This is a genomic window from Chromobacterium fluminis (genome assembly GCF_011602385.1).
GTDB lineage: Bacteria > Pseudomonadota > Gammaproteobacteria > Burkholderiales > Chromobacteriaceae > Chromobacterium > Chromobacterium fluminis.
In genome coordinates, this window is sequence record NZ_JAAOMA010000005.1 from 67180 (window position 1) to 93463 (window position 26284).

General features: G+C 64.7%; 26 protein-coding genes. 24 read left to right on the forward strand and 2 right to left on the reverse strand.

Annotated elements, in window-relative coordinates:
• Positions 1–21: 21 nt before the first annotated feature.
• The 20 genes from mraZ (at position 22) to HA052_RS05530 (ending at position 19090) form a co-directional block, all read left to right on the forward strand.
• Positions 22–468 carry a division/cell wall cluster transcriptional repressor MraZ gene (gene mraZ, locus HA052_RS05435; RefSeq protein ID WP_081546979.1) on the forward strand — a complete coding sequence of 149 codons (447 nt, stop codon included), beginning with the start codon at positions 22–24 and terminating at the stop codon, positions 466–468.
• Entirely contained in the window at positions 465–1427 is a 963-nt protein-coding gene (gene rsmH / locus HA052_RS05440) for a 16S rRNA (cytosine(1402)-N(4))-methyltransferase RsmH (RefSeq protein WP_166451134.1), read from the forward strand. Before mraZ ends, rsmH begins: the two co-directional genes overlap by 4 nt.
• Complete coding sequence (ftsL, locus tag HA052_RS05445; RefSeq protein WP_166451135.1) at positions 1424–1696, forward strand: cell division protein FtsL; 273 nt, start codon at positions 1424–1426, stop codon at positions 1694–1696. Before rsmH ends, ftsL begins: the two co-directional genes overlap by 4 nt.
• Positions 1696–3444: a peptidoglycan D,D-transpeptidase FtsI family protein gene (locus tag HA052_RS05450; protein WP_166451136.1), complete on the forward strand. Its 1749-nt coding sequence runs from the start codon at positions 1696–1698 to the stop codon at positions 3442–3444. Before ftsL ends, HA052_RS05450 begins: the two co-directional genes overlap by 1 nt.
• A gap of 7 nt (positions 3445–3451) precedes the next feature.
• Positions 3452–4933, forward strand: coding sequence for a UDP-N-acetylmuramoyl-L-alanyl-D-glutamate--2,6-diaminopimelate ligase (locus tag HA052_RS05455; protein WP_166451137.1), 1482 nt, complete (start codon positions 3452–3454; stop codon positions 4931–4933).
• Positions 4930–6291: a UDP-N-acetylmuramoyl-tripeptide--D-alanyl-D-alanine ligase gene (locus HA052_RS05460; protein WP_166451138.1), complete on the forward strand. Its 1362-nt coding sequence runs from the start codon at positions 4930–4932 to the stop codon at positions 6289–6291. The genes HA052_RS05455 and HA052_RS05460 overlap by 4 nt, the downstream gene beginning before the upstream one ends.
• A gap of 1 nt (position 6292) precedes the next feature.
• On the forward strand, positions 6293–7378 hold the full coding sequence (mraY, locus tag HA052_RS05465; protein ID WP_081546967.1) for a phospho-N-acetylmuramoyl-pentapeptide-transferase: 1086 nt from the start codon (positions 6293–6295) through the stop codon (positions 7376–7378).
• An 8-nt stretch (positions 7379–7386) separates the two neighbouring features.
• Positions 7387–8763: a UDP-N-acetylmuramoyl-L-alanine--D-glutamate ligase gene (gene murD, locus HA052_RS05470; protein WP_166451139.1), complete on the forward strand. Its 1377-nt coding sequence runs from the start codon at positions 7387–7389 to the stop codon at positions 8761–8763.
• Complete coding sequence (ftsW, locus tag HA052_RS05475; protein WP_081546963.1) at positions 8760–9917, forward strand: putative lipid II flippase FtsW; 1158 nt, start codon at positions 8760–8762, stop codon at positions 9915–9917. Before murD ends, ftsW begins: the two co-directional genes overlap by 4 nt.
• Positions 9918–10049: 132 nt before the next feature.
• On the forward strand, positions 10050–11132 hold the full coding sequence (gene murG / locus HA052_RS05480) for an undecaprenyldiphospho-muramoylpentapeptide beta-N-acetylglucosaminyltransferase (protein ID WP_166451140.1): 1083 nt from the start codon (positions 10050–10052) through the stop codon (positions 11130–11132).
• A gap of 37 nt (positions 11133–11169) precedes the next feature.
• Entirely contained in the window at positions 11170–12561 is a 1392-nt protein-coding gene (gene murC / locus HA052_RS05485; protein WP_166451141.1) for a UDP-N-acetylmuramate--L-alanine ligase, read from the forward strand.
• Between the two features lie 23 nt (positions 12562–12584).
• Complete coding sequence (locus HA052_RS05490) at positions 12585–13496, forward strand: D-alanine--D-alanine ligase (RefSeq protein WP_166451203.1); 912 nt, start codon at positions 12585–12587, stop codon at positions 13494–13496.
• A complete protein-coding gene (locus HA052_RS05495; RefSeq protein ID WP_081546957.1) occupies positions 13486–14211 on the forward strand; it encodes a cell division protein FtsQ/DivIB in 726 nt (241 codons plus the stop codon). Before HA052_RS05490 ends, HA052_RS05495 begins: the two co-directional genes overlap by 11 nt.
• Positions 14212–14230: 19 nt before the next feature.
• On the forward strand, positions 14231–15469 hold the full coding sequence (ftsA, locus tag HA052_RS05500; RefSeq protein WP_166451142.1) for a cell division protein FtsA: 1239 nt from the start codon (positions 14231–14233) through the stop codon (positions 15467–15469).
• A gap of 128 nt (positions 15470–15597) precedes the next feature.
• Complete coding sequence (ftsZ, locus tag HA052_RS05505; RefSeq protein ID WP_039755403.1) at positions 15598–16788, forward strand: cell division protein FtsZ; 1191 nt, start codon at positions 15598–15600, stop codon at positions 16786–16788.
• 111 nt (positions 16789–16899) lie between these two features.
• A complete protein-coding gene (lpxC, locus tag HA052_RS05510) occupies positions 16900–17811 on the forward strand; it encodes a UDP-3-O-acyl-N-acetylglucosamine deacetylase (protein ID WP_166451204.1) in 912 nt (303 codons plus the stop codon).
• Positions 17812–17813: 2 nt separating this feature from the next.
• Complete coding sequence (locus tag HA052_RS05515; RefSeq protein WP_019102328.1) at positions 17814–17996, forward strand: hypothetical protein; 183 nt, start codon at positions 17814–17816, stop codon at positions 17994–17996.
• Positions 17997–18019: 23 nt separating this feature from the next.
• Positions 18020–18499, forward strand: coding sequence for a cyclic pyranopterin monophosphate synthase MoaC (gene moaC, locus HA052_RS05520; RefSeq protein ID WP_166451143.1), 480 nt, complete (start codon positions 18020–18022; stop codon positions 18497–18499).
• Between the two features lie 75 nt (positions 18500–18574).
• Positions 18575–18805, forward strand: coding sequence for a type II toxin-antitoxin system RelB family antitoxin (relB, locus tag HA052_RS05525; RefSeq protein ID WP_166451144.1), 231 nt, complete (start codon positions 18575–18577; stop codon positions 18803–18805).
• A complete protein-coding gene (locus tag HA052_RS05530; RefSeq protein WP_166451145.1) occupies positions 18806–19090 on the forward strand; it encodes a type II toxin-antitoxin system RelE/ParE family toxin in 285 nt (94 codons plus the stop codon). It abuts the gene before it with no gap.
• A gap of 19 nt (positions 19091–19109) precedes the next feature.
• Here the strand turns inward: HA052_RS05530 and panS are convergent, their stop codons facing one another.
• Entirely contained in the window at positions 19110–20060 is a 951-nt protein-coding gene (panS, locus tag HA052_RS05535; protein WP_166451146.1) for a ketopantoate/pantoate/pantothenate transporter PanS, read from the reverse strand.
• A 171-nt stretch (positions 20061–20231) separates the two neighbouring features.
• Here panS and dsdA point away from each other — a divergent pair, with 171 nt between their 5' ends.
• The 4 genes from dsdA to HA052_RS05555 all read left to right on the forward strand — a co-directional run bounded on the left by dsdA (position 20232) and on the right by HA052_RS05555 (position 25407).
• The gene (gene dsdA, locus HA052_RS05540) at positions 20232–21590 is read left to right on the forward strand and encodes a D-serine ammonia-lyase (protein WP_166451147.1); all 1359 of its coding nucleotides are present in this window, start codon (positions 20232–20234) and stop codon (positions 21588–21590) included.
• Positions 21591–21604: 14 nt separating this feature from the next.
• Positions 21605–22531: a DNA-binding transcriptional regulator DsdC gene (dsdC, locus tag HA052_RS05545; RefSeq protein ID WP_166451148.1), complete on the forward strand. Its 927-nt coding sequence runs from the start codon at positions 21605–21607 to the stop codon at positions 22529–22531.
• Positions 22532–22632: 101 nt separating this feature from the next.
• Complete coding sequence (locus tag HA052_RS05550) at positions 22633–23331, forward strand: glutathione S-transferase family protein (protein WP_166451149.1); 699 nt, start codon at positions 22633–22635, stop codon at positions 23329–23331.
• 51 nt (positions 23332–23382) lie between these two features.
• Positions 23383–25407, forward strand: coding sequence for a M13 family metallopeptidase (locus HA052_RS05555; protein ID WP_240937276.1), 2025 nt, complete (start codon positions 23383–23385; stop codon positions 25405–25407).
• 7 nt (positions 25408–25414) lie between these two features.
• Here the strand turns inward: HA052_RS05555 and HA052_RS05560 are convergent, their stop codons facing one another.
• Positions 25415–26191 (reverse strand): AraC family transcriptional regulator, encoded by a 777-nt coding sequence (locus HA052_RS05560; RefSeq protein ID WP_166451150.1) that lies wholly within the window; start codon positions 26189–26191, stop codon positions 25415–25417.
• Positions 26192–26284: the final 93 nt, after the last annotated feature.

Sequence of the window (26284 nt, forward strand, 5' to 3'; positions counted from 1 at the left end):
TCGGTCAGCGGGCTCGAAATCATGATTGGTGGCGTCAGCATCTTGTCTCTCGATAGCAAGGGGCGTTTGGCTATTCCGGCTAAACACCGCGAGACACTGCTGTCCGCTTTCGGGCACAAACTGATCGTCACCCTCGAGTCCCAAGACCACTTGCTGATCTACCCCGAACCCAACTGGCGTCCGGTCGAAGCCCGCCTGTTAGCCCTTCCCACCGGCAATCCCACTCTGAAACGTTACCAGCGCCTCGTGCTCGGCCACGCGGAAACGCTGGAAATGGACAGCGCCGGACGCATTCTGCTGCCCGCGCGCTTGCGCGATCTCACCGGACTCGACAAAGACGTCGCGCTGGTGGGCATGGGCAACCGCTTCGAGCTGTGGAATGCCGAGGAATGGGACAGTCAGACCGCTGACGCCCTGGCCATCGATCAAGCCGATCTGGCCCAACACCTTGGAGACTTTACGCTGTGAGCACCACCCCTTTCGTGCACCTGACGGTGCTCTTGACCGAAGCGGTCGACGCGCTCGCCATCCGGCCGGATGGCGCCTACGTCGATTGCACTTTCGGTCGAGGTGGCCACAGCCGCTTGATCCTGTCGCGACTGGGGCCGCAAGGCCGCCTGATCGCCTTCGACAAGGATCCCGAAGCCATCGCCGTGGCCACGCGGCTGGCGGAGGAAGACCCGCGTTTTCAGATCGTGCACAACGGTTTTGAAACGCTGGGGCAGGAACTGGACCGCCTGGGCGTGCCCCAGGTGGACGGCGTGTTGATGGATCTGGGCGTGTCCTCGCCGCAGATCGACGACGGACGGCGCGGTTTCAGCTTCCGTTTCGACGCGCCCTTGGACATGCGTATGGATACCACCCGCGGCATCACCGCGGCCGAATGGTTGGCGACGGCAGACGAGGCCGATATCAGAGAGGTCATCAAGACTTATGGTGAAGAGCGGTTTGCTCGCAAGATCGCAGCAGCCATTGTTGCGCAAAGGGCTGACGCCCCCCTCCAGACCACGCGTGAGCTCGCCTTGCTCGTTGGGCAAAACGTCCGTACTCGGGAACCGGGTCAGGACCCCGCAACGCGTACCTTCCAAGCGATACGGATCTTTGTGAACCGCGAGCTGGACGAACTCAAGGCGGTGCTGCCGCAGGCGGCGCGCCGTCTGGCGGAAAACGGCCGTCTGGCGGTGATCAGCTTTCACTCGCTGGAAGACCGCATCGTCAAGCAATACCTGCGCGACGCCAGCAGCGAGGAAAAACTGCCGGCCTGGGCGATGGTGCGCGCCGCCGACATGGCGCAGCCGCCGATGTCCACCGTGGGCAAACCGGTGCGCGCGGGCGATGAAGAGGTACGCGCCAACGCGCGCTCCCGCAGCGCCATCATGCGTGTGGCCGAGCGCACCGCCGCGCCGTGGCGGGAGATCGACGCATGAACAAGCTCAACGCGATACTGCTGGTCATCGTGGTGCTGTCCGCCTGGTCGGTGGTCACCTCGACCCATGTGTCGCGCAAGCTCTACAGCGATTTGCAGAAAGAGCGCAAATCCGTGCAGCAGCTGGAGATCGAGTTCGGACAGCTGCAGTTGGAGCAGAGCACCTGGGGCGCGCACGCGGTGATTGAGAAAGCCGCGTCCAGCCGCCTCGACATGCATACCCCGGATCCGCGTCAAATCCAGGTGGTTTCGCCTGGAAAGGGGATGTGATGCGTACTTATTCCCCGCGCCACCAGCAACGCATCCCGGACGCCAGCCCCGCGCTGCGCATGAAGCCGGGCCGCGTGCGTTTTGTGCTGCTGATGCTGGCGCTGTTGTTTCTGGCGCTGATCGGCCGCGCGGTTTACCTGCAAGTGGTGCAGCAGGACTTCCTGCAAAACCAGGGGGAGGCGCGTTTCCGTCGCGCAATGACGCTGGAAGCCAACCGCGGCGTGATCACCGATCGCAACGGCGAACCGCTGGCGATCAGCTCCCCGGTACAGACGATTTGGGCCAGCCCTGCGGACATGGAGCCGGTGCCGCCGGCCAAGCTGCGCGAACTGGCGGCGATGCTGGATCTGTCGCCGGAAGAACTGTCGGCCAAACTGTCCGACCGCAAGAAGGAGTTCGTCTACATCAAGCGCCAGATCAGCCCGGAATTAGCCGACAAAGTGATGGCGCTGGGCGTGCCCGGCATCGCCAAGCAGCAGGAATTCCGCCGTTTCTACCCGGCCGGCGAAATCGTGTCCCACATCATTGGCTTCACCGGCGTGGACGGCAAGGGCCAGGAAGGCGTGGAACTGGCGCGCGAGAAGATGCTGGCCGGCAAGGACGGCCGCCGTGTGGTGTTGAAGGACCGCCGCGGCCACATCATCGAAGACATCGCCGCCATCGAACCGCCGCGCGATGGCCAGAAGCTGGCGCTGGCGGTGGATCACCGCATCCAGTATTTGGCTTACCGCGAGCTCAAGGCCGCTGTGGAGCTGAACAAGGCCAAGGCGGGCAGCGTGGTGGTGGTGGACGCTCATACCGGCGAGTTGTTGGCGCTGGCCAATTACCCGTCGTTCAATCCTAACAACCGCAGCGGCGTAACGCCGGAAATGATGCGCAACCGCGGCGTGATCGATCTGTTCGAACCGGGTTCGACGATGAAGCCGCTGTCGATCTCGCTGGCGCTGGAAAACGGCAAGGCCGGCCTCAACACGGTATTGGACACTCACTCTTACATGATAGGCCCGGCCACCATCCGCGACGTGGCGCCGCGGTCCAGCCTGGACATCCTGGGCATCATTCAGAAATCGTCCAACGTCGGCACCAGCAAGCTGGCGCTGATGAGTTCGCCGGAACAGTCGTGGAAGCATTACGACGCGCTGGGCTTTGGCCGCGCGCCGGAAACCGGCTTTCCCGGCGAAGCCGGCGGCCGGCTGCGCGACTGGCACAACTGGCGGCCCATCGAGCAGGCGACGATGTCCTTCGGCTACGGCATCTCGGTCAGCCTGATTCAGATGGCGCGGGCCTACACCGTGTTCGCCAACGACGGCGTGATGTTGCCGATTTCGCTGTACAAGACCGCCTCCCCGATGCCGGGCAAGCGCGTGTTGGCGGAAAAGACCGCGCACGAAATGCGCGATCTGCTGATCGCCAACAGCCAGCCGGGCGGCGGCGCCGTCGGCGGCCGCATCATCGGCTACAGCATAGGCGGCAAAAGCGGCACCGCGCGCAAGCTGGAAGGCCGCACCTACGTGGCCAACAAGCACCGCGCGCTGTTCATGGGCTTCGCGCCGGGCAAGTCGCCGCGCGTGATCGTGTCGGTCATGATAGACGAGCCCTCCGCGGGCAAATATTACGGCGGCGCGGTGGCTGCGCCGGTGTTCTCACAGATCGCCGGCGGCGCGCTGCGGGTGCTGAACGTGCAGCCGGACGAGCCCTCCAACAACACTTTATTGCCGGAATCCACCCCGGTGCCGGTGGATTTTTGATCAGATCATGAAAAGCCGTTTGACCCCCATGCCGGACTGGAATCCGGCCGACATCAAGCAGTTGGGACTGCCCGTCAAGCGGGTAGAGACCGACAGCCGCCGCGTGCTGCCCGGCGACGTGTTCCTGGCGTGCCCCGGCCTGCATTCCGACGGCCGCGACTACATCCAGGCCGCGCTGGCGAAAGGCGCGGCCGCGGTGTTGTGGGACGACGCCGGCGGCTTCGTCTGGAACCCGCTGTGGCAAGCGCCCAATCTGCCGGTGCCGCATCTGCGCGACCGCATCGGCATGCTGGCGGCCGAGGTCTACGGCTACCCCAGTCGCGCGCTGCGCGTAATCGGCATCACCGGCACCAACGGCAAGACTTCCATTTCCCATTGGCTGGCGCAGGCTTTCTCGCTGCTGGGCCAGAAGGCGGCGCTGATCGGCACCGTCGGCAACGGCTTTTACGGCGAACTGACCGAAACCACCCATACCACGCCGGACCCGGTGACCATTCAGCAAAAACTGGCTGAATACCGCCGCCAGGGCGCGCACGTGGTGACCATGGAAGTGTCCAGCCACAGCCTGGATCAAAGCCGCGTCAACGGCGTGGACTTCGCCACCGCGGTGCTGACCAATCTGACTCGAGACCATTTGGACTATCACGGTTCGATGGAAGCCTACGGCGAATCTAAGAAGAAGCTATTCTTCTGGGAAGGCCTGAAGCACGCGGTGATCAACGCCGACGATGAATTCGGCCGTCAACTGGCCGCCGAAATCGACCCGGCCCAGACCCAGGTGGTGACATACGGCCTGGAGCAGGGCGATGTGCGTCCGCTGGCGCTGGCCGCCACGCTGGACGGCCTGCAGTTGACGGTGACCACGCCCTGGGGCGTCGCTGATGTGCGCACCGGCCTGGTGGGGCGTTTCAACGCCGCCAATCTGCTGGCCTGTCTGGCCACGCTGTGCGTCAACGGCGTCAGTCTGCGCGACGCCGCCGCGGTGATGGCGCGCATTCAGCCGGCGCGCGGCCGCATGCAGAGCGTGGGCGGCGCGCACGAGCCGCTGGTGGTGATCGACTACGCCCACACTCCCGACGCGCTGGAAAAAGCCTTGTCAACGCTGGCCGAGATTCGCCCGGAAGGCGGCCGCCTGTTCTGCGTGTTCGGCTGCGGCGGCGACCGTGACCCGGGCAAGCGCCCGATGATGGGCGCCATCGCCGAGAAAATCGCCGATGTGGCGGTGTTGACCAGCGACAATCCGCGCACCGAAGACCCGCAAGCCATTCTGCGCGACGTGCTGGCCGGCATGGACGCCGCGCGCACCCATGTCGAGGTGGACCGCGAAGCCGCCATTCACTGGGCGGTGAGCCAGGCGAGCGCCGGCGACGTGGTGCTGGTGGCCGGCAAGGGACATGAGGAATACCAGGACATCGCCGGCGTCAAGCGGCCGTTCTCCGACTTCCGCGTGGCGGAAGAGGCGTTGACCGCCTGGGGGGAACGGGCATGATGACGCTGCTGCAGGCCGCCGAACTGGCCCGGGGCACTTTGAGCGGCCCGGACGGCGACATCTTGCGCGTGGTGACCGACAGCCGCGAGGCCGGTCCCGGCGATCTGTTCGTCGCCTTGAAGGGCGAGCGTTTCGACGCCCACGATTTCGTCGCCGATGTGACGGCCAAGGGCGCGGCCGCGCTGGTGCGCGCTGATTTCGAGTTGCCGGGCGCGAGTCTGGTTCGCGTGGACGACACCCGCCTGGCCCTGGGCCGGCTGGCCTCCGGCTGGGCACTCCGCCTGCCGGCGCTGCGCATCGGCGTCACCGGCTCCAACGGCAAGACCACGGTCAAGGAAATGCTGGCCGCGATTCTGCGTCGCCACGCCGGCGCGGACGCGGTGCTGGCCACCGCCGGCAACTTCAACAACGACATCGGCCTGCCGCTGACCCTGCTGCAACTGACGCCGGCGCATCGCTACGCGGTGCTGGAAATGGGCATGAACCATCACGGCGAGCTGCGTTACCTGACCGGCCTGGCCCGGCCACGCATCGCGCTGGTCAATAACGCGATGCGCGCTCACTTCGGCTATTTCGGCTCCACCGAAGAAGTGGCGCGCGCCAAGGCGGAAATCTTCGAAGGTCTGGACGCCGACGGTGTGGCGGTGCTGAACGCCGACGACGCCAATCTGGCCTTGTTCCGCCGCGCGGCGGACGGCCATCGCCAGGTCGCCTTCGGCTTGAGTTCCGAGGCGGACGTTCACGCCGCGGAGATCGAACTGGGCGCGCTCAGCAGCCGTTTCACCTTGCGCTGCGCCGACGGCGAACGGCGGATCGAACTGCCGGCGCCGGGCGAACACAATGTGCGCAACGCGCTGGCCGCCGCCAGCCTGGCCCTGGCCGTCGGCGTGCCCTTGGACGGCATCGCCGTCGGTCTGGCGGCCTTCGGCGGTGCCAAGGGCCGTTTGCAGCTTAAGCAAAGCCCGTGCGGCTTGAGCGTGATCGACGACAGCTACAACGCCAACCCGGACTCGATGAAGGCCGGAATCGACGTGCTGACGCGCTTGCCCGCGCCGCGCTGCTTCGTGATGGGCGACATCGGCGAATTGGGCGAAGCCGCCGACGCGCTGCACGCGGAAGTGGGCGAGTACGCGCAGGCGAGTGGCATTGATCTGCTGCTGACGCTGGGCGAAGCCTCGCGTCATGCCGCCGTCGCCTGCGGCGCGGGCGGCAAACATTTTGATTCGATTGACGAGTTGTACGAGTTTCTCGACCGGCAGTTGCCGTCGGGTGCCTCCGTTCTGGTCAAGGGGTCGCGCTTCATGCGCATGGAACGGGTGGTGGAACACCTGATGCAACAATTTAGAGAGGAACAATAACGTGCTGCTCTGGCTGGCTGAACTGCTGGGCTCCCACATCCGGGCCTTCAACGTCTTCAACTACATCACGCTGCGCGCGGTGATGGCGGCGCTGACCGCGTTGGCGATCTCCCTGCTGCTGGGGCCGTGGGTGATTCGCAAGCTGACCGAACTCAAAGTGGGCCAGGCGGTGCGCAACGACGGCCCGCAAACCCATCTGGTCAAGGCGGGGACCCCGACCATGGGCGGTTCGCTGATCCTGCTGGCCATCGGCCTGACTACCTTGCTGTGGGCGGATCTGTCGAACAAATACGTGTGGCTGCTGCTGGCGGTGATGTTCGGCACCGGCGCGCTGGGCTTTTACGACGACTGGCGCAAGGTGGTGTACAAGGACCCGAAAGGCGTGTCCGCCAAGTTCAAGATGGGCTGGCAGTCCGCCATCGCCATCGGCGCCGGCGTGTTCCTGATCGCCACCGCCAAGCTGCCGGCGTCCACCGAGCTGATCGTGCCCTTCGTCAAGACCGTCTCCTATCCGCTGGGCGCGATCGGTTTCTGCATCCTGACCTACTTCGTCATCGTCGGCACCTCCAACGCGGTGAATCTGACCGACGGCCTGGACGGTCTGGCGGCCTTGCCCACCGTGCTGGTGGCGGCAGGGCTGTCCATCTTCGCCTATGTCGCCGGCCACGCGGTGTTTTCCAAATATCTGGGCCTGCCCTTCATTCCCGGCGCGCACGAGGTGGTGGTGTTCTGCGCGGCGATGTGCGGCGCCTGCCTGGGATTTTTATGGTTCAACGCCTATCCGGCCCAGGTTTTCATGGGCGACGTGGGCGCGCTGGCGCTGGGCGCGGCGCTGGGCACCGTGGCGGTGATCGTGCGTCAGGAGATCGTGCTCTTGATCATGGGCGGCCTGTTCGTGGTGGAAGCGCTGTCGGTGATGATCCAGGTGGCTTCGTTCAAGCTCACCGGCAAGCGGGTGTTCCGCATGGCGCCGCTGCATCACCACTATGAATTGAAAGGCTGGAAGGAAACGCAAGTGGTGGTGCGTTTCTGGATCATCACCATGATGCTGGTGTTGGCCGGCCTGTCCACCATCAAGTTGCGTTGAGGAAGAACATGGATTACGCGAATCGTCACGTCGTGGTGGTGGGCTTGGGAGGCTCGGGCCTGGCGGCCGCGCGCTACCTGGCTGCGCACGGCGCGCGCGTGAGCGTGGCCGACGCCAAGCCGTCGGCCGAGCGCGTGGCCGAACTGCGCGCCTTCCTGCCGCAGGCGGAAGTGCGCGGCGGCGATTTCAGCGACCAGACCTTCGCCGACGCCGACTTGCTGGTGCTGAGTCCGGGCGTGCCGCTGAAGAACCCAGCCGTCTCCGCCTTCCGCCAAGCCGGCGGCGAGGTGATAGGCGATATCGAAGTGCTGGCGCGGGCGATTCGCGGCGACGGCAGCAAGGTGATCGCCATTACGGGCTCCAACGGCAAGAGCACCGTCACCAGCCTCGCGGGCCATTTGTGCGCCGCCGCCGGCCTGGACGCGGTAGTGGCCGGCAATATCGGCCTGGCGGTGCTGGAAGCGCAGCTGGAACGCGAGCAAAGCGGCAAGCGTCCGGACGTGTGGGTGTTGGAGCTGTCCAGTTTTCAACTGGAATCCACTTACAGCCTGGAGGCCGACGCCGCCACGGTGTTGAACATTTCCGAGGACCACCTGGACCGTTACGAGGATCTGCTGGACTACGCCCATACCAAGACCCGGGTGTTCCGCGGCGCCGGCGTCCAGGTGCTGAACCGAGACGACGCGCTGGTGCGCGCGATGGTGCGGCCCGGCCGCGCGGTCAAATGGTTCTCGCTGACAGAGAATGCCGCATACGCGTTGCAACAGAATGACGGCCGCTACTGGCTGAGCCTGGACGGCGAGCGGGCTTTCGATTGCGCCGAGATGCGTTTGCAGGGCCTGCACAATGCCGCCAACGCACTGGCCGCGCTGGCCTTGTGCGAGGCCGTGGGCGCGCCGCGCGCCGCGCTGTTGCAAGGGCTGAAAACCTTCCAGGGCCTGGAGCATCGCGTCGAGCTGGTAGACGAAATCGCCTCGGTTGCGTTTATCGATGATTCCAAGGGCACCAATGTCGGCGCCACCGAAGCGGCGCTGAACGGCATGACTCGTCCGGTGGTGTTGATCGCCGGCGGCGACGGCAAGGGCCAGGACTTCGCGCCGCTGGCGCCGGCCTGCCGCCGCATCGCCCGCGCCGTGCTGCTGATCGGCCGCGACGCCGGCAAGATCCGCGCCGCGCTGGCTGACTCCGGCCTGCCGCTGCACGACTGCGCGACGCTGGAAGAAGCCACCCGCCGCGCGGCGGAACTGGCGCGGCCGGGCGACGTGGTGTTGCTGTCGCCGGCCTGCGCCAGCCTGGACATGTTCCGCAACTACGCGCATCGCGCCCAGGTGTTCATCGACGCCGTGCGCGAGTTGAAGCGGCAAGCGGAGGCGACGCGGCCATGATCGTGCACGGAGCCCGGCGCTACGCCGCCATCAAGCCGTTCGACGAAGCGCTGTCCTGGGCGCTGGCCCTGCTGTTGTCGATCAGCTTGGTGATGGTGTATTCGGCGTCCATCGCCTACGCCGAGGCCGACGCGGCCACGCACAACCGCTACTTCTATCTGATTCGTCACCTGATCTTCATGACGATAGGGCTGAGCGCGGCCTATATCGCTTTCCAGATTCCGACGGCGTTCTGGCAGAAGTACTCCGGCAAGATTTTCCTGATTGGGCTGGTGTTGCTGGTGCTTGTGCTGATTCCCGGCATCGGCAAGATGGTCAACGGCTCGCGGCGCTGGATCAATCTGTTCGTGCTGAACCTGCAGCCGTCCGAAGTGATGAAGTTCGCCACCGTGCTGTACGCGGCGGATTACACCGTGCGCAAGAGCCATCTGCTGCACAGCCTGAAAGAAGGCTTCGCGCCGATGTTCGCCGCCATGGTGGTGGTGGCCTTCCTGCTGCTGCGCGAGCCGGACTTCGGCGCGCTGATGGTGGTGATGAGCATCGCGATGGGCGTGCTCTTCCTCGGCGGCATCAATATGCGCATCTTCAGCGGGCTGGCGGTGATGGCGGTGGGCGCCATCGTGGTGTTGATCATCTCCTCGCCGTATCGGCTGAAGCGGGTGCTGGGCTTCATGGACCCATGGGACGACCCGTACGGCAAGGGCTACCAGCTGTCGCATTCCTTGATCGCCATTGGTCGCGGCGAGTGGTTCGGCGTCGGCCTGGGCGGCAGCATAGAGAAATTGTTTTACCTGCCGGAGGCGCATACCGACTTCATCATGGCGGTGATTTCGGAAGAATTCGGCTTTGCCGGCATTTGCGTGGTGGTGGGCCTGTACGCCTGGATTGTGCGCCGCGCTTTCCACATCGGCGTGGAGTCGAAAAAGCTGGAGCGTTACTACCAGTCGCTGGTGGCGCAGGGCCTGGGCATCTGGCTCGGCATTCAGGTGTTTTTCAACATCGGGGTGAATATGGGCCTGCTGCCGACCAAGGGTTTGACCTTGCCGCTGATGTCCTTCGGCGGCTCGGCGATGTTGATGAATTTGATCGCGGTGGCGGTGCTGCTGCGAGTTGATTATGAAAACCGAAGGATTATGCGGGGCTATAAGGTTTAGCCCCGAATAAGGAAAGAGGGCAAGTCTTTCCAGGCGCCTTGGCGCCGCATCCTTCGGTTGCTGCGAGCCCGAAGGGCGAAGCAAAAACCAGCGCATGATGCGCGGCAACGAGAGTTAACGGAACGGATAGAAATGGCGAATCGCACGGTCATGGTGATGGCGGCTGGCACGGGTGGACACATTGTCCCCGGCCTTGCCGTGGCCAAGGAATTGCAAAGCCGGGGCTGGAAGGTGGTGTGGCTGGGCACCCGGCGCGGCATGGAGAACAAGCTGGTGCCGCCGACCGGCATTCCGCTGGAGCGGCTGAACTTTCACGGCGTGCGCGGCAAGGGGCTGTTGGGCTCGGCCAAGGGCGCGCTGCAGCTGCTTGGCGCTTTCTTCAGTAGCGCGGCGCAGATTTTCCGCCACCGCCCGGACGTGGTGTTGGGCATGGGCGGCTACGTCTGCTTGCCCGGCGGCGTGATGGCCGGCCTGCTGTGGAAGCCGCTGGTCTTGGTCAACGCTGACGCCGGCCTGTTGTTGAGCAATAAGGCCTTGCTGCCCTTTGCCAAGAAACTGGTCTGCGGTTTCGATGGGGACGCGGCGCGCAACGGCAAGGCGCTGGTTACCGGCAATCCCGTTCGCGGCGAGATCGAGAGCATTGCCGCGCCGGCGGAACGTTTCGCCGGCCGCAGCGGCCCGTTGAAGGTGTTGGTAGTGGGCGGCAGCCTGGGCGCCAAGATTTTGAATGAAACCTTGCCGCAGGCGATGGCCAAGTTGCCGGCCGACAAGCGGCCGCAATTGACGCACCAGACCGGCGAGGCGAATGTCGCCGCGGTCGAGGCCGCTTATCAGGCCGCCGGCTTGCGAGAGCAGGTGGAATTGCTGCCCTTCGTCAACGATATGCCTAAGCGCCTGGCCGAGTGCGATTTGATTATCTGTCGCGCCGGCGCGATCACGGTCAGCGAATTGTGCGCGGCCGGCGTGCCCAGCGTGCTGGTGCCGCTGGTGGTGTCCACCACCGGCCATCAGCGCGACAACGCCGAGTGGATGGCGCAGGCCGGCGCGGCCTGGCATCTGCCGCAGAAAGAATTGAACGCCGACGGGCTTGCGGGCCTGTTGGCGGGTTTGGATAGAGACCAGTTGCTGGACAAGGCTGAACGCGCGCGCGCGCTGGCCCGCTCCGGCGCGGCCGGCCGGGTGGCCGACCTGTGCCAGCAGCTGGCCAAGGAATGACAGGGCGTCATATGAGCGCTCAAGCAGAGACACAGACATGAAACACAGGGTCAAACACATACATTTCGTCGGCATCGGCGGCGTGGGCATGTGCGGCATCGCCGAGGTGCTGCACGGCCTGGGCTTTACCGTGTCCGGTTCCGACATGGCGGAAAGCGCCACCAGCAAGCGGTTGATCGACCAGGGCATCCGCGTGTTCTATGGCCACGACGCCACCTATATGCACGGCGCCGACGTGGTGGTGACCTCCACCGCGGTCAAGTCCGACAATCCTGAAGTGCTGGAAGCGCGCGCCAACAAGATCCCGGTGATCCCGCGCGCGCTGATGTTGGCTGAACTGATGCGCTTCAAACAGGGCATCGCCATCGCCGGCACCCACGGCAAGACCACCACCACCAGCCTGACCGCTTCGGTGCTGGGCGCGGCCGGCCTGGACCCCACCTTCGTTATCGGCGGCAAGCTGACCGCGGCCGGCACCAATGCGCGCCTGGGCTCCGGCGAATTCCTGGTGGCCGAGGCCGACGAATCGGACGCCTCCTTCCTGCATCTGACTCCGGTGATGGCGGTGGTGACCAATATCGACGCCGACCACATGGACACCTACGACCATAGTTTCGACAAGCTCAAGCAGGCTTTCGTCGACTTCCTGCAGCGGCTGCCGTTCTACGGCCGCGCGGTGCTGTGCGTGGACGACCCGAATGTGCGCGAGATCCGCGGCCGCATCACCAAGCCGGTGACCACCTACGGCCTGGACGATTCCGCCGACATCTACGCCGAGAACGTGCGCGCGGCCGCCGGCCAGATGCACTTCGACGTGGTGGTGAAGAACGGCAAGGAAGTGCGCTTCCCGGTGGTGTTGAACATGCCGGGCCGCCACAACGTGCTCAACGCGCTGTCCGCCATCGCCATCGGCCTGGAGTGCGGGGCCAGCGTGGAAGCGATCCAGCAAGGCCTGGCCGAGTTCGCCGGCGTCGGCCGCCGCTTCCAGCGTTACGGCGAAGTGCCGGCCAAGGACGGCGGCAGCTTCACCCTGGTGGACGATTACGGCCATCACCCGGTGGAAATGGCCGCCACGCTGGCCGCGGTGCGCGGCGCCTTCCCGGACAAGCGTCTGGTGCTGGCCTTCCAGCCGCACCGCTACACCCGCACTCGGGACCTGTTTGAAGACTTCGTCAAAGTGCTGTCCAGCGTGGACGCCTTGTTGCTGTCCGAAGTCTACGCCGCCGGCGAAGCGCCCATCGTGGCCGCCGACGGACGCGCCTTGGCGCGCGCGGTGCGGGTTCTGGGCAAGGTGGAGCCGGTGTTCGTCGAGGACATCGCCGAGATGCAGCAGACCATTTTCGATCAAGCTCGCGACGGCGACGTGGTGGTGACCATGGGCGCGGGTTCCATCGGCGCGGTGCCGGCCAAAGTGACGGCGGGCGCGTGATGATGAATGACAAGGACAAGGCAATGAAGCAGTACGGCAAGGTGGCGGTGATGATGGGCGGGAGCTCCTCCGAGCGCGAAGTGTCGCTGATGAGCGGCGCCGGCGTGCTCAAGGCCCTGCAGTCCCGCGGCGTGGACGCCCATAAGTTCGATCCGTCGGAACAGCCGCTGACGGCGTTGAAGGAAGAGGGTTTCGATCGCGTATTCAACATCCTGCACGGCCCCTTCGGCGAAGACGGCACCTTGCAAGGCGTGCTGGAAAGCATGGGCCTGCCGTATACCGGTTGCGGCGTGATGGCGTCGGCGATCTGCATGGACAAGTGGCGCACCAAGCTGCTGTGGCAGGGCGCCGGCCTGCCGATCCCGGAATTCGAGCTGCTGGACGAGAACAGCGACTTCGCCGCGGTGGAAGCCAAGCTTGGCCTGCCCATCTTCGTCAAACCGGCCACCGAGGGCTCCAGCATCGGCGTGACCAAGGTCAAGCAGCCGGGCGAATTGAAGGCGGCGTTCGAAGAGGCTCGCAAATACGACAGCATCGTGATCGCCGAACGTTTCATCGGCGGCGGCGAGTACACCTGTGCGGTGATTGGCGACACGGCCTATCCGACGATCAAGATCGAGCCGGCGACCGAGTTCTACGACTACGACGCCAAGTATTTTCGCGACGACACCGTCTACCGTTGCCCGTCCGGCCTGAGCGAAGCGCTGGAACAGCGCGCGCGCGAACTGTCGCTGGCGGCTTTTCGCGTATTGGGCGGCCGCGGCTGGGGCCGGGTGGATTTCCTGATGGACGAGGCCGGCGGCATTTACTTGCTGGAAGCCAACACCAATCCGGGCATGACCAGCCATAGCCTGGTGCCGATGGCGGCGCGGGCGATGGGCATCAGTTACGAGGATTTGTGCCTCAAGGTGCTGGATATGGTGCATGTGGGATAACCATCGGTTGCTAAAAGGCCTGGCCAATTTGATGCTGGCCGCCGCAGCGCTGATGTTGCTGTATGCAGGAGGGTTCTGGTTGACGCACGCTCCGGTGTTTTCGGTGAAGAAGATCCAGATTCGCGGCGACATGAAACGCGTGACGCCGGAACAGCTGAAGTTCATTGCCGAGCATGAGCTGTCCGGCACCTTCTTCACGCTGGACATCGACAAAACGCGGGCGGCCTTCGGCAAATTACCGTGGGTGCGGGATGCCCAGGTGCGGCGGCGCTGGCCGGACGCGCTGGATATTTCGGTGGAAGAGCATGTGGCGCTTGCGCGCTGGGGAGAGAACGGCCTGGTCAATACCCGAGGAGAGCGGTTCGACGCCGCCAGCGATCAGGACCTGCCGGTGTTTTACGGGCCGGCGGGGGCAGAGAAGGACATGAGCGAAATGCTGGGCGGGCTGCGTCAGGATCTGGCCCCGGCGGGCGTCAAACCCGCGGAGCTGTGGCTGTCCAGCCGCCGCGCCTGGAGAGTGGGGCTGGACAACCAGGTGAAGCTGGAGTTGGGACGCAACGACGTAAGTCCGCGCGCCCGCCGCTTCGCCCAGTACTGGAAGAGCAAATTGGCGGCGTTGCCGTATCACGTGGAATACGTGGATATGCGCTACCCGAATGGATTCGCCGTGCGGATGCCCGATTACAAGGCGCCGCCGGCCAAGGGAAACAAGTAATTAGCAGTTGGAGCGACAGGTGAGCAAACCAAAGGAAAGCAAGAACATGCTGGTTGGCCTCGACATCGGCACATCCAAGATCGTGGCGATCGTCGCAGAAGTCCTGGAGGACGGCCAACTCAATATCGTCGGCATGGGCCACACCCCGTCGCGCGGTTTGAAGCGCGGCATGGTGGTGAACATCGAATCCACGGTGCAGGCCATCCAGCGCGCGCTGGAAGAGGCCGAGCTGATGGCCGACTGCAAGATTCACGAAGTGTTCGCCGGCATTGCCGGCAGCCACATCAAGAGCGTGAACTCGCACGGCATGGTGGCGATCAAGGATCGCGAAGTCACCAAGATGGACATCGACCGCGTGATTGAAACCGCGCGCGCGGTGACCATCCCGCCGGACCATCAGGTGCTGCACATCCTGACTCAGGAATACAGCATCGACGGCCAGGAAGGCGTGCGAGAACCGCTGGGCATGAGCGGCGTGCGGCTGGAAGCCAAGGTGCACATTGTCACCGGCGCGGTGTCCGCCGCCCAGAACGTGACCAAGTGCGTGCGCCGCTGCGGCCTGGAAGTGTCCGACCTGGTGCTGCAGCCGATGGCCTCCGCCATCGCGGTGCTGTCGGAAGACGAAAAAGACCTGGGCGTATGTCTGATCGACATCGGCGGCGGCACCACCGACATCGCGGTGTACGCCAACGGCGCGATCCGCCACACCGCGGTGATTCCGATCGCCGGCGACCAGATCACTAATGACATCGCCATGGCCTTGCGCACTCCGACCAAGGAAGCCGAGGACATCAAGATCCAGCACGCGGTGGCGCTGGTGGCGATGGCGGACCCGAGCCAGATGATAGAAGTGCCGGGCGTGGGCGAACGCGGGCCGCGGCAGATGTCGCGCGCCACGCTGGCCGAAGTGGTGGAGCCGCGGGTGGAAGAGTTGTTCCAGCTGGTGCAGCAGGAACTGCGCCGCAGCGGCTTCGAGGATTTGCTGTCCTCCGGCATCGTGCTGACCGGCGGCGCCAGCCTGATGCCGGGCATGGTGGAGCTGGCGGAGGAGGTGTTCCATATGCCGGTGCGCGTCGGCGTGCCCAAGTATGTGGGCGGCCTGGCGGAAGTGGTGAAGACCCCGCGCTTCTCCACCGGCGTCGGCCTGCTGTTGTACGGCAAGGATCAGATTCAAACGCATGCCGGCCCCAAGGTGGAGACGGCGGGTGTGGGCCAGATGTTCTCGCGCATGAAGGCGTGGTTCGCTGGCAATTTTTAAGAGTTTGTTGACGATCCGCAGATCGTGAACATTGTACTAAGCGCTACGCGGCCGGCGCATTCGCTGGCCACGATAGCGATCGGGCAGATGTATCGGGTAGGTAGCTCATCTTTATTGAGGAGAGGAAAATGAGCGGAATGGTCTTTGAAGTTATGCAAGAAACCGCCAATGTGGCGATTATCAAAGTCATCGGCGTTGGCGGCGGCGGTTGCAACGCCATCGACAATATGATCGACGGCAATGTGCACGGCGTGGAGTTCATCTGCGCCAACACCGACGCTCAGTCGCTGCTGCGCAACAAATCGCCGCAGAAACTGCAACTGGGCAACAACCTGACCCGCGGCCTGGGCGCGGGCGCCAATCCGGAAGTGGGCCGCAGCGCGGCGCTGGAAGACCGCGAACGCATCGCCGAGATGCTGCGCGGCTCCAATATGGTGTTCGTCACCGCCGGCATGGGCGGCGGCACCGGCACCGGCGCGGCGCCCGTGGTGGCCGAAGTGGCCAAGGAAATGGGCATCCTGACCGTGGGCGTGGTCACCCGACCGTTCGAGCACGAAGGCAAGCGCATGAAAGTGGCGCAGAACGGCATCGAGGATCTGAAAAAGCACGTCGATTCGTTGATCGTGATTCCCAATGAGAAACTGATGGAAGTGCTGGGCGACGACGTGACCATGCGCGAAGCCTTCCGCGCCGCCGACGATGTGCTCAAGGGCGCGGTGGCCGGCATCGCCGAAGTCATCACCTGCCCGGGCCTGATCAACGTCGACTTTGCCGACGTGCGCACCGTGATGAGCGAAATGGGCCTGGCGATGATGGGTTCCGCCTACGCTTCCGGCATCGACCGCGCCCGCGTGGCCGCCGAGCAGGCCGTGGCCAGTCCGCTGCTGGACAATATCACTCTGGAAGGCGCGCGCGGCGTGCTGGTCAATATCTCTACCGCGCCGGGCTGCCTGAAGATGAGCGAGTACCGCGAAATCATGGGCATCGTGCGCCAGTACGCGGACGAAGACGCGCAGATCAAGTTCGGCACCGCCGAAGTGGAAGACATGCCGGAAGACACCATCCGCGTGACCTTGATCGCCACCGGCCTGGGCCAGAAGAAAACCGCCCGCAACACTGAGGAGCGGCCGGAGTACATCAAGATCGTGAAGACCGGCACCGACGACCGCGCGGTGGAAGTGGTCAGCTACGACGACTTCGACACCCCGGCCATCATGCGTCAGGGCCGTCGCCGCGCCGCGCCGTCCATGGACTTCTCCAACCCGGAAGTGAGCGAAAGCTACGATATCCCGGCCTTCCTGCGCAAGCAGGCGGACTGAGGCGGAGCCGCTATAGAAGAAAGCTATTTAATACTGCAAATCAATCAATAAAGTGCGGTTTTTGACTGTGCTAGAATCGGGCATTCCCATCTGTTTGAGAAGTCCGACATGATATTGCAGCGCACGCTGAAACAAGCGATAAGCGCCACGGGTGTGGGTTTGCACTCCGGCGAGCGGGTGAAGCTCACCCTGCTGCCGGCCGCGCCCGACACCGGGATCGTCTTTCGCCGCACCGACTTGCCCGAGCCGGTGGAGGTGAAGGTGGATCCATCGCTCGTCAACGACACGCGACTCTCCTCCACGCTGGTGACTGACACCGGCGTGCGTGTCGGCACGATCGAGCATTTGATGTCGGCCCTGGCGGGCTTTGGCATCGACAACCTCGTGATTGAGGTCACGGCGGCGGAAATCCCCATCATGGACGGATCCGCCGCCCCTTTCATTTACCTGCTGCAGACCGCGGGCGTGGCCGAGCAGAACGCCAAGAAGCGCTTCATCCGCGTGATGCAAACGGTGGCGGTGGAAGAGCGCGGCGTGTGGGTGAAGCTGGAGCCGCACGACGGCTTCAAGGTTACCCTGTCGATCGACTTCAACCATCCGGCCTTCAATCTGGCGCCGCAGACGGTGGCGGTGGATTTCGCGCGTCATTCCTATACCGACGAAATCAGCCGCGCGCGCACCTTCGGCTTCATGCACGAGGTGGAGTACATGCGCAACCACGGCCTGGGCCGCGGCGGCAGCCTGGACAACGCCATCGTGATCGACGACGAATACGTGCTGAACCCGGAAGGCCTGCGCTTCCCGGATGAATTCGTCCGCCACAAAATCCTGGACGCCATCGGCGACCTCTACATCATCGGCCATCCGCTGATCGCCGCCTTCTCCGGCCACAAGTCTGGCCACGCGATGAACAACAAGCTGTTGCGCAAGCTGCTGGAAACGCCGGAAGCCTGGGAATACGTCAGCTACGACGATCCGCTGGACGCGCCGTCCAGCTTCCACCGGCTGCCGGAGGTGGCCTAGCGGTGTTCGGCTTCTGGCGCTTGTGGCTGCTCGTCACCATCCTGTTGTTGGGCTGGGCAGGCGTCTGTTATCTATTGACTCGCAATCCGCTCTACCTGCGCTACCTTGGCCGCATCGCCCGCTGGAGCGGCGGCCTGGTGGTGCTGGTCAGCGCCTTCTGGCTGATTTACCGGCTGCTGTCCTAGCAGGCCGGAGGAGTGATGAATCCATGTCCAAATTGACTCATTTCGATGCCGGCGGCCAGGCCCATATGGTCGACGTCGGCGCCAAGGCGCACAGCCGCCGCCGCGCGGTGGCCGAAGGTCGCATCCGCATGCAGCCCGCCACCTTCGCGCTGGTGAAGGATGGCGGCCATAAAAAAGGCGATGTGCTCGGCATCGCCCGCATCGCCGCCATCATGGCGTCCAAGAAGGCCGCGGACCTGATCCCGCTCTGTCACCCGATCGCGCTGACCCGGGTGGCGGTGGACTTCGAACTGCTGGAGGCCGACAACGCGGTGCGCATCGAGGTCACCGCCGAATGCAGCGGCCAGACCGGGGTGGAGATGGAAGCGCTGACCGCGGCCAACGTCGGCCTGCTGACCATTTACGATATGTGCAAGGCGGTGGACCGCGGCATGGTCATCGACGGTGTGCGGCTGCTGGAGAAAGAGGGCGGCAAGAGCGGGCATTGGCGGGTGGAAGGCTGACGGTCCACGCAGGGGGGCAAACAAGAGCCTTACCTTGTATGCTGTGTATACATTGTGGTTTCTGGAGGTGCTGCCATGAGTGTCATGTCCGTGAGAGTGGCCGATGATGTCGCCCAGCAACTCGAAGCTTTGGCGCATGCGACCGGTCGCAGCAAATCATTCCTGGTGGCGCAAGCCATAGGCGATTATCTGGAGCGTGAAGCCTGGCAAGTACAGGCTATTGAGGCGGGCCTGAAGGAAGCGGATGCCGGCAATTTCGCTTCTTCCGACGAAGTGAGCGCATTCTTCGCCAAGCATGGAGCATAAGTGCGGCTCGTCTGGCTGCGGAGCGCGCTGCAAAATCTCCAGCAAGAGGCGGAGTTCATCGCCGAGGAAAACCCCGCCGCGGCCGCCGCCCTGGTGAGGGCGGTCAGAGCCGCAACCAAGCATCTGGCGGATTTCCCCGAAACAGGCCGACCTGGACGCGTGCCTGGCACGCGCGAACTGGTGCTGGAAGGCTTTCCCTACCTGATTCCCTATCGGGTCAAGGACGATCAGGTTCAAATTCTCCGCATTTTCCATACCCGCCGTCGGCCGCCCAAACGTTGGTGAGTAGGCGCTGGTTTGGGGTTTACGGCGTTTGCTGCGCGCCGGCCCGCGTCTCTTGCCGCCGCTCGGCGGGCTTGTCCCGCCAATAGCCGGCCAGCAGCGAGCCGGAAATATTGTGCCAGACCGAGAACAGCGCGCCGGGCAAGGCCGCCAGCGGGCTGAAGTAGGCCTTGCCCAACTGGGCGGCCAGGCCGGAGTTCTGCATGCCCACCTCGATCGCCAGCGTGCGGCACACCGATTCGTCGAAGCCCAGCAAACGTCCTCCCCAATACCCGCCCAAGAGCCCGATGGCGTTGTGCAGCATCACCGCCAGGATGGTCAGCGCGCCCACCGTGGCGATGTGGTTCTTGCTGCCGGCGACGATGGCGGCGATCAGCGCGACGATGGCCAGCATGGACAATAGCGGCAGCAGCGGCTCCAGCCGGCGGACTTGAGGCGCGAAGAAACGATGGGCCAGCAGGCCCAGGCCTATCGGCAGGATGACGATCTGCAGAATGCTCAGCAGCATCGCCGCCACTTCCACCTTGATCGCCGCGTCCACGTACAGCCGGGTCAGCAGAGGCGTGGCCACTACCCCGACCAGCGTGGACAGCGAGGAGATGGTGACCGACAGCGCCACGTCGCCGCGCGATAGATAGATGATCACATTGGACGCGGTGCCGCTGGCGACGCTGCCCACCAGAATCATGCCGATGGCCAGTTCAGCCGGCATCTGGAACAGCCGCGCCAGCGCCCAAGCCGCCAGCGGCATCACCAGATAGTGCAGACCGAGTCCGGCCAGCACCGGCGCCGGCCGGCTCAGTACCCGTTTGAAATCGTCCAGCGTCAGCGTCAGCCCCATCGCGAACATGATCACCGCCAGCAGCAGCCCGGTATGCGGTAGTAGCGGGGTGAACGCCGCCGGCCGCTGGTAAGCGACGGCGGACAGCAGCAGAGCCCAAAGCGGGAACAGGCGGGTGATCTTGGCGAGCACGGCGACTCCTGGCGGCGGATAATCCGCACATCATAGGCGATGCTCCCCGGTGCGTGGCAAGTCCGCGAGTTCATATGGCTGATCCAGCGTCAGCCGTCGCTTGCGCAATCGTCTTTTGCCAGCGGCGGCGCGGCGCGGTTTAATCGAGTCTTTGATTCCATGGAGCGCTCGATGCAAGCGACGATTGCCGGCAAGACCGTGGCCGACTGGCAGGCCAGTCACCCCTTATTGACGCCCTTGATGGCTTTGCAGCCCTTGGCGTGGTTCAACCCCGCGCTGGCGCCGGTGGCGGAAGCTTTGGCCGACGTGGGCTTGAACAGAGCCGACGTCGAGGACGCGGACGCGCGGCTGCGCCGCTTCGCGCCCTATCTGGCGCGGGTGTTCCCGGACGCGGCCGCCAGCGGCGGCATCATCGAATCGCCGCTGCTGCCGTTGCCGGCGATGCGCGCGGCCTTATGGGCCGATGTCGGGAGGGTGGACGGCGGCAGCCTGTGGCTGAAGGCGGACAATCTGCTGCCCATTTCCGGCTCCATCAAGGCGCGCGGCGGCATCTACGAGGTGTTGAAGCATGCGGAGGCCCTGGCGCTCAGCCACGGCCTGCTGCGGGAGGAGGACGACTACGCCGGGCTGGACAGCGCCGAGGCGAGGGCCTGCTTCGGCGGCTACCGGGTGGCGGTGGGCTCCACCGGCAACCTGGGCCTGTCCATCGGCATCATCAGCGCCAAGCTGGGCTTCCAGGCCAGCGTGCATATGTCGGCGGACGCGCGACAGTGGAAGAAGGACTTGCTGCGCAGCCATGGGGTCGAGGTGGTTGAGTATCCGTCCGATTACAGCGTGGCGGTGGCCGAAGGCCGCAAGCAGGCGGCGTCCGATCCGCGCTGTCATTTCGTCGACGACGAGAATTCAAAGAACCTGTTCCTAGGCTACGCGGTAGCGGCGGAGCGCCTGCGAGGCCAATTGGCGGAGCAGGGCGTACGGGTGGACGTCGAACACCCTCTGCTGGTGTATCTGCCCTGCGGCGTGGGCGGCGGGCCGGGCGGGGTCGCCTTCGGCCTCAAGCTGGTTTTCGGCGACGCCGTGCATTGCCTGTTCGCCGAACCCACCCACGCGCCCTGCATGCTGCTGGGCGTCTACACCGGACTGCATGATGAAGTGACGGTGCAGGACTTCGGCATCGACAATCTGACCGCCGCCGACGGCCTGGCGGTGGGCCGCCCATCCGGCTTCGTAGGGCGCGCGATGCAGCGGCTGATAGACGGCTATTACACAGTGGACGATGGCGAGCTCTACCGCTTGCTGGCCATGCTGGAGCGGGAGCAGGGGCTGCGGTTGGAGCCGTCGGCGCTGGCCGGCATGCCGGGCCCGCTGCGGGTGCTGGGCGAGTCCCAGGGTTACCGCCAGCGGATGGGTTTGAGCCCGGAACAGCTGGCGCGCGCCGCGCATCTGGTGTGGGGCACAGGCGGCGGCATGGTGCCGCCGGCGGAAATGGACGCCTATCTGGCGGAGGGCCGGCGACGGCTGACGGCGTGAACGATACTGGCGATATGCTGAACCTCCCCCCGCGCGCCGGCGTCCGGCTGGATGGCGCGCAATGGTCCAATCTGCACACTTTCGCGGCGGCGGCGCGGCATCTGAGTTTCGCCCGCGCCGCCGACGAGTTGTGCCTGAGCGCCAGCGCGGTCAGTCATCGCATCGCCAGGCTGGAACGGGCGCTGGGCACCCGCTTGTTCCTGCGGCTGACCCGCAGCCTGCGTTTGAGCGAGGATGGCGAGCGCATCTACCAGGCCTGGCTGGCCGGCCAGGCGCAACTGGAGGCGGCTTTGAATCCGAGGGACGAGGCAGAGCCGGCCGGCGCGGTGGCGCTGTACGCGCGGCCCTCTCTGGCGCAATGCTGGCTGGCGCCGAGGCTGGCGGATTTCGCCGAGCGCCATCCGCGCATCGCGCTGGATATCCGCAGCGGCAACGAGATGGTAGATTTTCGCACCTGGAACATCGACCTGGCGTTGTATTACTCGGCAGGCGAGTTTCCCGGTCTGGACGCGCAGCGCCTGATGGACGAGCAAGTGGCGCCGGTATGCAGCCCGGAGTACGCGGACCGGCATGGCCTGCGCGGCAATCCGGCGGCCCTGGCCGATTGTTTGCTGCTGCACGACGCCCAGGCCTGGGAGCGGGCGGCTCACGACGCCGAATGGCGAGAGTGGGCGCGCCGCCGGGGCGTGGTGTTGCCGTCGCGCGGCATGAGTTTTGACCGTTCCGATTTGTGCGCCCAGGCGGCCGCGCATCACGCCGGGGTGGCGCTGGGCCGGCGGCGCCTGGTTCAAGAGCGGGTGGAGCGCGGCGAACTGATGCTGCCGCTGGGGCCGTTCGAGCCGCTGGGACCTCAGGCGTATTATCTGGTGCGCGCGGAGCAATCGCCGTCTCCGCGGGTGCGGGCGGTGATGGACTGGCTGTGCCGGTGCGCGGCGGATTAACTCCTTTCCTTTCCTCTTTTCACGCCGCCCTATCGCGCGTTTTCCCGGCGGCGTGCTAGTCTGCCTCAGTTCAATGTCATGTTGTCCGCGGGAGGCGCTTGATGATCACCCTGTACCAGTTCGGCCCGGCCATGGGCCTGATGGATCCCAGCCCCTTTGTGATGAAGGCGGATCTGCTGCTTAAGCTGTCCGGCCTGCCGTACCGTCGCGTGCGCGGCGATATGCGCAAAGCCCCCAAGGGCAAACTGCCCTGCATCGACGACGACGGCCAGATGGTGCCGGACTCTACGTTGATCCGCCTGCACTTGGCGGACAAGCACGGCATCACGCTGGACGCCGGTTTGAACGCTGAGCAGAAAGCGCTGGCCTGGAGCGTGGATTGCATGCTGGGAGAGCATTTCTACTGGGGCATCGTGCATGAGCGCTGGATGGTGGACGCGCATTTCGAGCGCGGCCCCAGTGTGTTCTTCAAGGGCGTGCCGGCCTTGCTGCGCGGATTGGTGGTGGCGCTGGTGCGGCGTAAAGTGCGCGCCAATCTGTGGGGGCAGGGCATGGGGCGTTTCAGCGAGGCCGAGCGCCTGCGGCTGCTGGAGGCGGATGTGGCGGCGCTGTCAGCCTTGTTGGGCGAGCGGCGTTATTTCATGGGCGACGCCGCCACTTGGATTGACGCCAGCGTTTACGCCTTCGTCAGCGGCGCGCTGACCGACGCCATGGGAGAAACCCCGTCGCGGGTGCTAGTGTCGGCGCGGCCCAATCTGGTGGCGTATGCGGAGAGGCTGCGGGCCGAGTTTTACCCTTGATAAGTTGGAGGGTCCGTCGCGACGCAACACGATAAAAGCAAAGGGGAAAACATGAAGATGAACAGATTGCTGCCCTTGGCGGCCTGGCTGTGCGCGGCCGGCGCTTGGGCTGAGAGCGGATTGGACTACGGCAGCTACGGCATTGATTTGAACGGCATCGATCCGGCGGTGCGGGTGCAGGATAATCTATCGCGGCATGCTAACGGGGGCTGGCTCAAACATGCGGAGATTCCGGCCGAGCGTTCCTCTATCGGCGTGGCGGAAGTGTTGGCGGAGCGTAATCTGGATCGGCTGCGACAGTTGATAGAGCAGGCCGGTCAGGGCGCGGACGTCGGCACGGAGGCGAGGCAGATCGCCGCCTTGTACCGCAGCTTTATGGACGAGGACACCATTGCCCGACGCGGGTTGGAGCCGCTGCGCGAATCGCTGCGGGCGGTGGCCGGCCTGAATTCAACGGTGGAGGCGGTGCGCTATATGGGCCGGCTGCAGGATCAGCCGGTGGATACGCCGTTCCGCTTCTACGTCAGCCAGGACCCCAAGGATTCCGCCGTCTATTTGGCCGGCGTCGGTCAGTCCGGTCTGGCGATGGACCAGGATTACTACCTGGGAAAATCCGCCGATTTCACCGCCGCGCGTCAGGCTTACTTGACGTATCTGGAGCGCTTGTTCGCGTTGGCGGAGCTGGACCAGCCGCAAAGCCGCGCCCGCGACGTGCTGGCTTTCGAGACCCGGCTGGCGAAAATCCAGTGGACTAATGTCGAGAACCGCGACATCCAGAAAACCTATAACAAGCTGAGCCTGGCCGAGCTGGCGCGCCGGCAGCCCGGCTATGATTGGCCGGCTCTGCTGGCCGACGCCGGCCTGGGCGCGGCCAAGCAACTGAACTTGGATCAGCCTGGCTATCTGAGCAAGCTGGCGCCGCTCTTGCGGGCCACGCCTGCGGCCACGCTGCGCAATTATCTGCTGGCGCGCACGCTGGACGCCTACGCGCCCAGCCTGACGCCGGCCTTCGTCGATGCCCACTTCGATTTCTACGGCAAGACGCTGGAAGGCCGCAAGCAAAACCGACCGCGTTGGAAACGCGGCGTGAGCATGGTGGAAAGCGGGCTGGGCGAGGCGCTGGGCAAGCTTTACGTGGCGCGCTATTTCACGCCGGAAGCCAAGCGCCAGGCCGACGAACTGGTGCGTAATCTGCTCAAAGCCTATGACCAGTCCATCGACACTCTGGACTGGATGAGCGCGGCCACCAAGCGGCAGGCTCACGTCAAGTTGTCCAAATACACCTTGAAGATAGGCTATCCGGACAAGTGGCGGAATTACGAGGGCCTGGAGCTGTCGCCGGACGATTTGGCCGGCAATGCGCGACGCATCGCACGCTTCAACTACCGCTATATGAGCGGCAAGTTGGGCCAGCCGGTGGACCGCAAGGAATGGAGCATGACGCCGCAGACGGTGAATGCCTATTACAATCCGGCCAATAACGAGATCGTGTTTCCAGCCGCCATCCTGCAAGCGCCGTATTTCGATCCCGGCTTCGACCCCGCGGTCAACTACGGCAGCATAGGGGCCACCATAGGCCACGAAATCAGCCACGGCTTCGATGATCAGGGCAGCCAATTCGACGGCGACGGCAATATGCGCAACTGGTGGACCGCAGCGGACAACGCGCGCTTCAAGGCCGCCACGCGCAAGCTGGTCAAACAATACGGCCATTACCAGCCGGTGCCTGGCCACTATGTCAACGGCGAGTTGACGCTGGGCGAGAACATTGCCGACAACGCCGGCCTGGAAGTGGCCTATAAGGCCTACCGCCTGGCGCTGGGGGGCAAGGACGCGCCGGTGTTGGACGGCATGAGCGGCGACCAGCGCTTCTTCATCGCCTTCGCCCAATCCTGGCGTAGTAAAACCCGCGACGAGGCCACGCTCAAGCAGTTGGTGTCGGACCCACACACGCCGGATTTGTGGCGGCCTATTGGCACCGCGAGCAATATGGAGCCGTTTTACCAGGCTTTCGGCGTCAAGCCGGGGGACAAGATGTATTTGCCGCCTAAGCAGCGTTTCCATTTGTGGTGGTGAGTCATGCTCAGACCGAGCGTTTGAGTTGGCCGGGCGTGAGCCCGGCATGGCGACGGAACATGGCGATGAAGGCGCTGTCCTGCGCATAGCCCAGCTCCGTCGCCACCCTGCTGACGCTTTCCCCCTCGGCCAGCAACCGGCTGGCTTCCATCATTTTCAATTGCCGCCTCCAGGCGCTGAAGCCAAGGCCGGTCTGTTGCTGGAACAGCCGGTTAACGGTGCGGCTGCTGGCGCCTGCCTGAGCCGCCAGTTGTTCCAAGGTGGCTTCGTCGCCGGGCTGTTGCAACAGCTGCTCGGCAATGCGCAGCAGCCGCCGGTCCTGAGGCAGCGGTAAACTCAGCGCCTGTTCCGGCGCGCGGCTGGCTTCGTCCAGCAATACCGCTACAAGCCGTTCTTGCTCAGGTTCCAACGGTGACAAGGGCCACTCCGCCACCCTCACGATCAGCTCCCGCAGCAGCGGGCTGACGGCGATGATCTGTGGCCGCCGCGGCAGCGCGGGATAGACGACCGGATCGAAGTACAGGCTGCGGTAGGCGAAGGGCTTGCCGGTTTCGGCCTGATGCCACAGCCCCGAGGGAATCCAGGCGGCCATCGTGGGCGGCAGCACGCAGCGGGTATGGCCGATGCGGATTTGCAGCACGCCGCTGACCGCGTACATCAGTTGCGCGCGGCGATGACGATGCAGGCCGGAGTCGTGCGGCGCCGGCGCGTCTATGGCCATGCCGACGATGGGATCGGCGAGTTGGTCCGGGTCCGGGGCGGTGCTGGGCAGGTAGCGCGGCATATTGTCTGTTTTTCAATGTTTTATGGCTATCCATCGATAATAGTCAGGTCTTCATCCTCCTACAATCCGTGCTCAATGTTTGAAGGAGGACAA

Bases quoted from the DNA above. Each gene is read 5' to 3' on its own strand.
- murG (WP_166451140.1), top strand. From the start codon at position 10,050: ATGGCGAATCGCACGGTCATGGTGATGGCGGCTGGCACGGGTGGACAC.
- HA052_RS05455 (WP_166451137.1), top strand. From the start codon at position 3,452: ATGAAAAGCCGTTTGACCCCCATGCCGGACTGGAATCCGGCCGACATC.
- murD (WP_166451139.1), top strand. From the start codon at position 7,387: ATGGATTACGCGAATCGTCACGTCGTGGTGGTGGGCTTGGGAGGCTCG.
- ftsZ (WP_039755403.1), top strand. From the start codon at position 15,598: ATGAGCGGAATGGTCTTTGAAGTTATGCAAGAAACCGCCAATGTGGCG.
- HA052_RS05560 (WP_166451150.1), bottom strand. From the start codon at position 26,191: ATGCCGCGCTACCTGCCCAGCACCGCCCCGGACCCGGACCAACTCGCC.
- relB (WP_166451144.1), top strand. From the start codon at position 18,575: ATGAGTGTCATGTCCGTGAGAGTGGCCGATGATGTCGCCCAGCAACTC.
- mraZ (WP_081546979.1), top strand. From the start codon at position 22: ATGATTGGTGGCGTCAGCATCTTGTCTCTCGATAGCAAGGGGCGTTTG.
- HA052_RS05490 (WP_166451203.1), top strand. From the start codon at position 12,585: ATGAAGCAGTACGGCAAGGTGGCGGTGATGATGGGCGGGAGCTCCTCC.
- dsdA (WP_166451147.1), top strand. From the start codon at position 20,232: ATGCAAGCGACGATTGCCGGCAAGACCGTGGCCGACTGGCAGGCCAGT.
- murC (WP_166451141.1), top strand. From the start codon at position 11,170: ATGAAACACAGGGTCAAACACATACATTTCGTCGGCATCGGCGGCGTG.
- ftsL (WP_166451135.1), top strand. From the start codon at position 1,424: ATGAACAAGCTCAACGCGATACTGCTGGTCATCGTGGTGCTGTCCGCC.
- HA052_RS05555 (WP_240937276.1), top strand. From the start codon at position 23,383: ATGAAGATGAACAGATTGCTGCCCTTGGCGGCCTGGCTGTGCGCGGCC.
- ftsW (WP_081546963.1), top strand. From the start codon at position 8,760: ATGATCGTGCACGGAGCCCGGCGCTACGCCGCCATCAAGCCGTTCGAC.
- HA052_RS05460 (WP_166451138.1), top strand. From the start codon at position 4,930: ATGATGACGCTGCTGCAGGCCGCCGAACTGGCCCGGGGCACTTTGAGC.
- HA052_RS05550 (WP_166451149.1), top strand. From the start codon at position 22,633: ATGATCACCCTGTACCAGTTCGGCCCGGCCATGGGCCTGATGGATCCC.
- HA052_RS05495 (WP_081546957.1), top strand. From the start codon at position 13,486: ATGTGGGATAACCATCGGTTGCTAAAAGGCCTGGCCAATTTGATGCTG.
- moaC (WP_166451143.1), top strand. From the start codon at position 18,020: ATGTCCAAATTGACTCATTTCGATGCCGGCGGCCAGGCCCATATGGTC.
- HA052_RS05450 (WP_166451136.1), top strand. From the start codon at position 1,696: ATGCGTACTTATTCCCCGCGCCACCAGCAACGCATCCCGGACGCCAGC.
- dsdC (WP_166451148.1), top strand. From the start codon at position 21,605: ATGCTGAACCTCCCCCCGCGCGCCGGCGTCCGGCTGGATGGCGCGCAA.